The organism is Hydrogenophaga sp., assembly GCF_031426985.1.
Lineage (GTDB): Bacteria > Pseudomonadota > Gammaproteobacteria > Burkholderiales > Burkholderiaceae_C > Hydrogenophaga.
In genome coordinates this window covers 1-8,886 of sequence record NZ_JASJOY010000216.1, presented here as the reverse complement: position 1 = coordinate 8,886, position 8,886 = coordinate 1, and the positions used below count along the sequence as shown (strand labels likewise).

Annotated in this window: 6 protein-coding genes and 1 pseudogene; 4 read left to right on the top strand and 3 right to left on the bottom strand. The window is 65.9% G+C overall.

What is annotated here, in order from left to right; genetic code table 11:
* The 3 genes from carB to RMP09_RS21930 all read left to right on the top strand — a co-directional run.
* On the top strand, positions 1 to 2,609 hold a 2,609-nt coding region (gene carB / locus RMP09_RS21940; RefSeq protein ID WP_310568100.1), incomplete at its 5' end, for a carbamoyl-phosphate synthase large subunit.
* A gap of 180 nt (positions 2,610 to 2,789) precedes the next feature.
* Positions 2,790 to 3,266 carry a transcription elongation factor GreA gene (gene greA / locus RMP09_RS21935; protein WP_310568099.1) on the top strand — a complete coding sequence of 159 codons (477 nt, stop codon included), beginning with the start codon at positions 2,790 to 2,792 and terminating at the stop codon, positions 3,264 to 3,266.
* A gap of 8 nt (positions 3,267 to 3,274) precedes the next feature.
* Positions 3,275 to 3,733, top strand: a complete 459-nt coding sequence (locus RMP09_RS21930) for a DUF4149 domain-containing protein (RefSeq protein ID WP_310568098.1) — start codon at positions 3,275 to 3,277, stop codon at positions 3,731 to 3,733.
* A gap of 105 nt (positions 3,734 to 3,838) precedes the next feature.
* Here the strand turns inward: RMP09_RS21930 and folD are convergent, their stop codons facing one another.
* The 3 genes from folD to RMP09_RS21915 form a co-directional block, all read right to left on the bottom strand.
* Positions 3,839 to 4,687: a bifunctional methylenetetrahydrofolate dehydrogenase/methenyltetrahydrofolate cyclohydrolase FolD gene (gene folD, locus RMP09_RS21925; protein ID WP_310568097.1), complete on the bottom strand. Its 849-nt coding sequence runs from the start codon at positions 4,685 to 4,687 to the stop codon at positions 3,839 to 3,841.
* A gap of 73 nt (positions 4,688 to 4,760) precedes the next feature.
* Positions 4,761 to 5,387 carry a response regulator transcription factor gene (locus RMP09_RS21920; RefSeq protein WP_310568096.1) on the bottom strand — a complete coding sequence of 209 codons (627 nt, stop codon included), beginning with the start codon at positions 5,385 to 5,387 and terminating at the stop codon, positions 4,761 to 4,763.
* Complete coding sequence (locus RMP09_RS21915) at positions 5,384 to 7,942, bottom strand: PAS domain S-box protein (protein WP_310568095.1); 2,559 nt, start codon at positions 7,940 to 7,942, stop codon at positions 5,384 to 5,386. Before RMP09_RS21915 ends, RMP09_RS21920 begins: the two co-directional genes overlap by 4 nt.
* A 188-nt stretch (positions 7,943 to 8,130) precedes the next feature.
* On the opposite strand from RMP09_RS21915, the pseudogene aceE reads away from it, so the two are divergent.
* Positions 8,131 to 8,886: pseudogene (aceE, locus tag RMP09_RS21910) on the top strand (pyruvate dehydrogenase (acetyl-transferring), homodimeric type); the annotation flags it as partial.

Sequence of the window (8,886 nt, the reverse complement as noted above, 5' to 3'; positions counted from 1 at the left end):
AGTACGAGATGGAAGTGGTGCGCGACAAGGCGGACAACTGCATCATCGTCTGCTCGATCGAGAACCTGGACCCGATGGGCGTGCACACCGGCGACTCGATCACCGTGGCCCCCGCCCAGACGCTGACCGACAAGGAATACCAGATCCTGCGCAACGCCTCGCTGGCCGTGCTGCGCGAGATCGGCGTGGACACCGGCGGTTCCAACGTGCAGTTCTCCATCAACCCGGCCGACGGCCGCATGGTGGTGATCGAGATGAACCCGCGCGTGTCGCGTTCGTCGGCCCTGGCGTCCAAGGCCACCGGCTTCCCGATCGCCAAGGTGGCAGCCAAGCTGGCCATCGGCTACACGCTGGACGAGCTGCGCAACGAGATCACCGGCGGCGCGACCCCGGCCTCGTTCGAGCCCTCGATCGACTACGTGGTGACCAAGATCCCGCGTTTTGCGTTCGAAAAATTCCCGACCGCCGACAGCCGCCTGACCACGCAGATGAAGAGCGTGGGCGAGGTGATGGCCATGGGCCGCACCTTCCAGGAGTCGTTCCAGAAAGCCCTGCGCGGCCTGGAAGTGGGCGTGGACGGCATGAACGAAAAGACCCAGGACCGTGAAATCCTGGAGCGCGAGCTGGGCGAGCCCGGCCCGGAACGCATCTGGTACGTGGGCGATGCCTTCGCCGCCGGCTGGACCCTGGCCGAGGTGCATCAGTTCACCAAGATCGACCCCTGGTTCCTGGTGCAGATCGAAGAGATCGTGAAGATCGAGCTGCAGCTGGAGCAGACCAGCCTGGAGGCGCTGGACGCCGACACGCTGCGCGGCCTGAAGAAGAAGGGCTTCTCGGACCGCCGCCTGGCCAAGCTGCTCAAGACCACCGACGCCGCCGTGCGCGCGCGCCGCATCGCGCAGAACATCCGCCCGGTCTACAAGCGGGTGGACACCTGCGCGGCCGAGTTCTCGACCGACACCGCCTACCTGTATTCGACCTACGAAGGCCACGGCGACGGCGAGTGCGAAGCCGAGCCGACCAACAAGAAGAAGATCATGGTGCTGGGTGGTGGACCGAACCGCATCGGCCAGGGCATCGAGTTCGACTACTGCTGCGTGCACGCCGCGCTGGCCATGCGCGAAGACGGGTACGAGACCATCATGGTCAACTGCAACCCGGAAACCGTGTCCACCGACTACGACACCAGCGACCGCCTGTACTTCGAGCCGCTGACGCTGGAAGACGTGCTGGAGATTGTCGACAAGGAAAAGCCGACCGGCGTGATCGTGCAGTACGGCGGCCAGACGCCGCTGAAGCTGGCGCTGGGCCTGGAGGCCGCGGGCGTGCCCATCATCGGCACCAGCCCCGACATGATCGACGCCGCCGAAGACCGTGAGCGCTTCCAGAAGCTGTTGCACGAACTGGGCCTGCGCCAGCCGCCCAACGCCACGGCGCGCACCGAACCCGAAGCGCTGGAAAAGGCCGCCGCTCTGGGCTACCCGCTGGTGGTGCGTCCCAGCTACGTGCTGGGCGGCCGCGCGATGGAAATCGTGCACGAGCAGCGCGACCTGGAGCGCTACATGCGCGAAGCGGTGAAGGTGAGCAACGATTCGCCGGTGCTGCTGGACCGCTTCCTGAACGACGCCATCGAATGCGACGTGGACGCGGTGCGTGACACGGCGGGCCGCGTGTTCATCGGTGGCGTGATGGAACACATCGAGCAAGCCGGCGTGCACTCCGGTGACTCCGCCTGCTCGCTGCCGCCGTACTACCTGAGCAAAGCCACGGTGGAAGAGCTCAAGCGCCAGACCGCCGCCATGGCCGAAGGCCTGAACGTGGTGGGCCTGATGAACGTGCAGTTCGCGATCCAGGAGAAGGAAGAAAACGGCGTCAAGACCGACGTGATCTTCGTGCTGGAAGTGAACCCCCGCGCCTCGCGCACGGTGCCGTTTGTCTCCAAGGCCACGGGCGTGCAGCTGGCCAAGGTGGCGGCGCGCTGCATGGCCGGCCAGACGCTGGACCAGCAGGGCATTGGCGCCGAGGTGAACCCGCCGTACTTCAGCGTGAAGGAAGCCGTGTTCCCGTTCGTGAAGTTCCCGGGCGTGGACACCATCCTCGGCCCCGAGATGAAGTCCACCGGCGAGGTGATGGGCGTTGGCAAGACCTTCGGGGAAGCCTTCGTCAAGAGCCAGCTGGGTGCGGGCACCAAGCTGCCGCAGTCGGGCAAGGTGTTCCTGACGGTGAAGAACGGCGACAAGCCGCGCGCCGTGGAAGTGGCGCGCCAGCTGGTGGCCATGGGCTTCGAGCTGGTGGCCACCCGTGGCACGGCCGCGGCCATCGAGGCGGCGGGCGTGCCGGTCAAGACGGTGAACAAGGTGACCGAAGGCCGCCCGCACATCGTGGACTCGATCAAGAACAGCGAGATCTCGCTGGTGATCAACACGGTGGAAGAGCGCCGCAACGCGATCACCGATTCGCGCGCGATCCGCACCTCGGCCTTGCTGGCCCGGGTGACGACCTTCACCACCATCGCGGGCGCCGAAGCGGCCGTCGAAGGCATGAAGTACATGAACAGCCTGGGCGTGATTTCGGTGCAGGAAATGCACCAGCAGCTGGCCGCCGCCTGAACGCGGTCGCGGGGCGGCCGATCCGGGGCAAACCCCGGGCCGGTCTCCGCGTGTTTTGCCGTGGGACCGGGGCATAATCCGGTGCAGTTTCACCGCCGATCGGCAACGTTCGGCGGTTTCCTTTTGTCCCGGGCAGAAACCTCACGCAGCCTGCCCGATGCGTATCCCGGAGTGATTGCCATGTCCACCTATCCCATCACCAAACGCGGCGCCGAAATGCTCAAGGCCGAGCTGCACAAGCTCAAGACCGTGGAGCGCCCCGGTGTGATCCAGGCGATCGCCGAAGCCCGTGCCCAGGGCGATCTGAGCGAAAACGCCGACTACGACGCTGCCAAGGAACGCCAGGGTTTCATCGAAGGCCGCATCGCCGAGGTGGAGGGCAAGTTGTCGGCGGCCCAGGTGATCGACCCCACCTCGCTGGACGCCGGCGGCCGCGTGGTGTTCGGTGCCACGGTGGACCTGGAAGACGAAAACAGCGGCTCGGCCGTGACCTACCAGATCGTGGGTGAGGACGAGGCCGATCTGAAGAAGGGCCTGATCAACATCAGCAGCCCGATCGCGCGCGCGCTGATTGGCAAAGAAGAGGGCGACGTGGCCGAGGTACAGGCGCCCGGTGGCGTGCGCCGTTATGAAGTGGTGGCCGTCCGCTACCAGTGAGGCCGTTCATGCGGCAGCGGCTGGCGGTCTTCCTGGCGGCCCTCTGGTGGGGCGGCATCTCGGGCCTGAGCTTCGTGGCGGTGCCCGTGCTGTTCGCTCGGCTGGGTGCGCCGGTGGCGGGGCCGGTCGCCGCACAGCTGTTCTCGCTGCAGTGCTGGGCGGGGCTGGGGATCGGTCTGGCCTTGCTGCTGGTGCTGCGTCGCGCGCGGGCCGATGCGCAGTTCCCGCTGGCAGGTGAAGCGGTGGACCCGCAACGGCTGGCACAGATGCAGCGCGTGCTGGGCACCATGGGGTGTGTGCTGGGCGCCATGCTGCTGGCGCTGGTGCAGGAATTTGGCGTGGCGCAGCAAATCGTCACCGCCCGCGCCACCGGCGGCGACCTGCGCCTGTGGCACGGTCTGGGCACGCTGATGGTGCTGGGTCAGTGGCTGTGCGCCGGCGCCACGCTGTGGCGCCTTTCCAGGTAACCCCCCCGCGCCGCCTGCGGCGTCACCCCCCAGGGGGCGGCACTGGCGGCCCGGCAAAGCCGGTTCCGCGGTGCCCTGGATTGAAGTCCGTTCGCGCCGGGCGGGTTACTTCGCCCGTTCCGCGCTTTCCAATGTGTTCACCATCAACATCGTGATGGTCATGGGACCAACGCCTCCCGGCACCGGGGTGATGTAGCTCGCCACTTCCTTGACGCCGGCGAAGTCCACGTCGCCGCAGAGCTTGCCTTCGTCGTTGCGGTTCATGCCCACGTCCAGCACCACGGCGCCGGGCTTGACCATGTCGGCCGTCAGCACGTTGCGCTTGCCCACGGCGGCGACGATCACGTCGGCCTGCAGGGTCATGGCCTTGAGGTCCTTCGTCCCGCTGTGGCAGATGGTGACGGTGGCGTTCTGCTGCAGCAGCATCATGGCCATGGGCTTGCCCACGATATTGCTGCGGCCGATGACGACCGCGTGCTTGCCCTTGAGGTCGTAGCCGATGCTTTCCAGCATCTTCATGCAGCCGTAGGGCGTGCAGGGCCAGAAGCCGGGCAGGCCGGTCATGAGCGCGCCGGCGCTGGCGATGTGGAAACCGTCCACGTCCTTCTCGGGCGAGATGGCTTCGATCACGCGCTGGGCGTTTATGTGGGCGGGCAGCGGCAATTGCACCAGGATGCCGTGGATGCTGGCGTCATTGTTCAGCGCGTCGACGCGGGCCAGCAGTTCGGCCTCGGTCATGGTGGCGGGCCAGGTTTCCAGCACCGAGTGCATGCCGGTGTCTTCGCAGGCCTTGACCTTGTTGCGCACATAGACCTGGCTGGCCGCGTTGTCACCGACCAGGATGACGGCCAGCCCGGGCGTGATGCCTTTGGCCTTGAGGGCGGTCACACGCGTGCCGACGTCGGCGCGGAGCTGTTTGGAAAGGGCGTTGCCATCGATCAGTTGGGCGGTCATGGTGATGCAGCGGTGGAGGGGGAAATGGAAACGCCCGCCGGGGAGGGCGGGCGTTGGTGTGGGGTTGGGGGCGTCAGGCCTTGGCGGGGGTCTGGCCCAGCGCGATCTTGAGCAGGTCGGCCACGGTGTTGGCTCCGAGCTTTTCCATGATGTTGGCGCGGTGCGCTTCGACGGTCTTGATGCTGATGCCCAGGTCGTCGGCGATCTGCTTGTTCAGGCGGCCGGCGACGATGCGTTCGAGCACCTGGGCTTCGCGGCTGGTGAGCTTGGAGAGCAGGGCGTCGCGGCTGGCGGCCTGCTGGTGGGTGGCGAAGGCGTCCTTGGCCTTGTCCAGCATGCGTTCCACCAGCTGCAGCAGCTGGTCTTCCTTGAAGGGTTTCTGGATGAAGTCCAGCGCGCCCTTTTTCATGGATTCGACCGCCATGGGCACGTCGCCGTGGCCGGTGATGAAGACGATGGGCAAGGGCGACTGGCGTTCGATCAGCTTTTCCTGCAGTTCCATGCCGGTCATGCCGCCCATGCGGATGTCGGCGATGAGGCAGGCCACTTCACGGGCGTCGTAGCGGCTGAGGAAGGCTTCGGCGGATTCGAAGCAGCGGACGCGGTAGTCCTTGCCTTCGAGCAACCATTGCAGGGAGTCACGAACCGCCTCGTCGTCATCGACCACGTAGACGCTGCCTTTTTTGGGGATCAAACTCATCTCGTTCTTTCGGTATCCGACGACGTCACTGCGGTGGGATCTGGCGTTGTCCCGGGTGCTGGCAAGCGGGAAATCACGGGTATCCAGAAGCTGAAGCAGCAGCCCACCACCTCTTCCCCATTGTAGATGTTCTCCACCCGCATCCGGCCGTGGTGCGACTCGACGATGCTGCGGCACAGCTTGAGGCCGATGCCCATGCCTTCGCTCTTGGTGCTGTAGAAGGCTTCGTAGATGCGCTCGATCATTTCGGCCGGCACGCCCTTGCCGGAGTCGCGCACCGAGAACTCGACCACGTCCTGCTCGTCCACGCGGCGCGGGCCCACGCGCAGTTCCACGTAGCGTTCGCCGGGCAGGCGGCCGGCCTGCGCGATGGCCTCGCCCGCGTTCTTGAGCAGGTTGATCAGCACCTGCTCGATCAGGATCGGATCGACCATCAGGCTGGGCAGGCGCGCGGCCACATAGGGCGACAGGCGCACCTGCTGGCGGCGAAGTTCGATATCTGCCAGCTCGATCGCGTTGCTCACCATGGTGGGCACGTCCGAAGGCATCGGGTTGGGTTCGCTGCGCTTCACGAAGGCCTTGATGCGCTGGATGATCTGGCCCGCGCGCTGCGCCTGCTTGGCGGTTTTTTCCAGCGCGCCGAGCAGGTCTTCTTCCGAAATGCGCTGCTCGTGCAGGCGCGAGATCATGCCGTTGCAGTAGTTGCTGATGGCGGTCAGCGGCTGGTTGAGCTCGTGCGCCACGCTGGACGCCATTTCACCCATGGTGATCAGGCGGCTGGCGGTCTGGGCTCGTTCGTTCTGCAGCGCGGCCTGGGCTTCGGCGTTGCGTCGCGGTGTGATGTCGCTGGCGATCACCATCTGGGCCAGGCGGCCGTCCACCCAGGTCAGGTAACGGGTGCGCACCTCCAGCCAGCGGTCGAGCTCTTCCACAAACACTTCAGCGTTTTCCGCGCCCGCATCGGTCAGTGCGTCGGTGGGCATGCCGGCGAAAGCGTCCACCGCATCGCCGTGGTCCGACGGCGGGGTCGGGGATGTGCCCGCCAGTTCCACCAGCTGGCGGTGGCCCTGGCCGCGGGTGCCGAACCACAGCCGGTACATCTTGTTGGCAAACAGCATTTCGTCGCTGCCCAGCGGCGCCACCGACACCGCCGAGTCCAGCGACTCCAACACGGTGGTGAAGCGTTCGTAGGAGGCCGACAGCTCTTCGCGGATGCGCTTGGGTTCGGTGATGTCCGTCATCGAGGTCATCCAGCCCGTCTGGATGCCCTTGGGGTCGATCAGCGGTGACACGTACATGCGCGCGTCGAAGATGCTGCCGTCGCGCCGTTGCACGCGCACTTCGAAACCGCCGGGGGTGGAGCGGCCGCTGATTTCATCGTCGAGCCGGGCCGCCAGCTGTTCGTGGTCTTCGTCGGGCCAATAGGGGAAGGGCGCGGTGCGGCCCACCAGTTCGGCCTCGGTCCAGCCCGTCATGGAGCAGAAGGCCGGGTTGACGTAGCTGATGCGGCCTTGCATGTCCAGTGCGCGCATGCCGGTGAGCATGGAGTTTTCCATTGCTCGGCGGAAGTTGGTTTCGGCCACCAGCGCCTGCTGCGCCTGCACGCGCTTGCGGGTGTGGCGCCAGGTGCCCAGCAGCATCCAGACGGTGAGGGCAGAGAGCGCGCCGATCACCCAGAAGAAGCCAGACCCGACGATGTCTTGCGAGGTGCGGTAGCCCTGGGCCTTGAGCAGCAGGCCGTTGCCCACAGGGGAGACCGGTACCTCGTGTTCCAGCGGCTGGGCCGACCAGGGCAGCAGCCGCAGCACGCCGCCCGGGGTCTGCAGGCTGCCAGCCAGCACGCGGCCGCGGTCGTCCAGCAGGGCCACGGCGTAGCGCGCCATGATTTCGGGCGGCATGCCAAAGCGCATCAGACCATCCACCGAGTACTCGCCCATGACGGTGCCGGCAAAGCGGCCCTGTTCGGTCAGCGGCACCTGCAGCATCAGCGTTGCCTGGCGCGGGTCTTCGCCCAGCGGGCGCGAATAGATGGGCTGGCGCAGATCGCGCGCCAGTTCGAACGAGCCGTCGCCTTCGGCCGCGGGCATGGTGCCACCCACCACCCGCATGAGCGCGGTGGGGGCGCTGGGCGATGCGTAGGTGGACACAACGACGCGCCTGCCATCGACCCAGGAGATCGCCAGCAGTTCGGGGAACTGGCTGATCAGGGTCTCGGCCTGGAAGGCGAATTCATCGACGCTGATTTCCTTGTTGTCGACCTCTCGCGCCAGTCGCATGAGCTGTTCCTGCCGCTCCAGCAGGCGCAGGCGCAGGCGCTGCTGGGCGTACTCCACGTCGCGCGTCACGGCTTCCTGCTCGCGTTCGAGTTCTTCGTACCGCAGGTAGGTGATGGCCACCACGATGGCGGCCAGGAACAGCAGCACCGACAACAGTGGTGCGAGCGTGGCAAAACGGTCCTGCCGCGAGGGCGGGAGCCGGCGCCACCAGCGTTGCCACCACGCAATGGGGGAGCGGGCGGCCGTGGGGTTGGCGGGACGGTCCGGGGTGGGCATCATGGTCGTGCGAGTCTACGTGAGCACCGGGGTGGATCAGGCGTCGGCAAGAGCGCAATCGCCACTGCTCAATAGTTCGTAATATGAAATTCGTAGGCACATATTGAAATTTTGATGGTGTTGTGGAAGAATTCGCTCCGCCCAGGGGGTCGACCTTCGTTGCCCCGAAAATCAACAGACAGGAGACAAACATGTCAGCGTCAGACGCTCTCAATGGCCGTGGTGTGGGGGATGCCGATTCCCAGGAAACCCGCGAATGGATGGAGGCTCTGGCCGCCGTGATCGAGCGGGAGGGCCCCGAGCGCGCCCACTTCCTGTTGGAGCAGTTGCTGGAAGAAGCCCGCCAGAACAGCATCGACCTGCCGTTCTCGGCCAACACCGGTTACGTGAACACGATCGAGGCCAATGAAGAGGCCCGCTGCCCCGGCAACATCGAGATCGAAGAGCGTCTGCGCGCCTACATGCGCTGGAACGCCATGGCGATGGTGGTCAAGGCCAACCGCCACAACCCGGAAGACGGTGGTGATCTGGGTGGCCACATCGGCTCCTTCGCTTCGCTGGCCCACATGTTCGGCGCCGGCTTCAACCATTTCTGGCACGCCGAAAACGAAAACCACGGTGGCGACTGCCTCTACATCCAGGGCCACGTGTCGCCTGGCGTGTACGCCCGCGCCTACCTGGAAGGCCGCTTGACCGAAGAGCAACTGCTCAACTTCCGCCAGGAAGTGGACGGCAAAGGCCTGTCGAGCTACCCGCACCCGAAGCTCATGCCCGAGTTCTGGCAGTTCCCGACGGTGTCGATGGGCCTGGGTCCGCTGATGGCGATCTACCAGGCCCGTTTCCTGAAGTACTTGCACGCCCGCGGCATCTCCAACACCGAGAACCGCAAGGTCTGGGTGTTCTGCGGCGACGGTGAGATGGACGAGGTCGAGTCGCTGGGCGCCATC

What these genes read in the sequence shown, in the direction of transcription:
- greA (WP_310568099.1), top strand. Translation starts at nt 2,790, where the DNA reads ATGTCCACCTATCCCATCACCAAACGCGGCGCCGAAATGCTCAAGGCC.
- RMP09_RS21930 (WP_310568098.1), top strand. Translation starts at nt 3,275, where the DNA reads ATGCGGCAGCGGCTGGCGGTCTTCCTGGCGGCCCTCTGGTGGGGCGGC.
- folD (WP_310568097.1), bottom strand. Translation starts at nt 4,687, where the DNA reads ATGACCGCCCAACTGATCGATGGCAACGCCCTTTCCAAACAGCTCCGC.
- RMP09_RS21920 (WP_310568096.1), bottom strand. Translation starts at nt 5,387, where the DNA reads ATGAGTTTGATCCCCAAAAAAGGCAGCGTCTACGTGGTCGATGACGAC.
- RMP09_RS21915 (WP_310568095.1), bottom strand. Translation starts at nt 7,942, where the DNA reads ATGATGCCCACCCCGGACCGTCCCGCCAACCCCACGGCCGCCCGCTCC.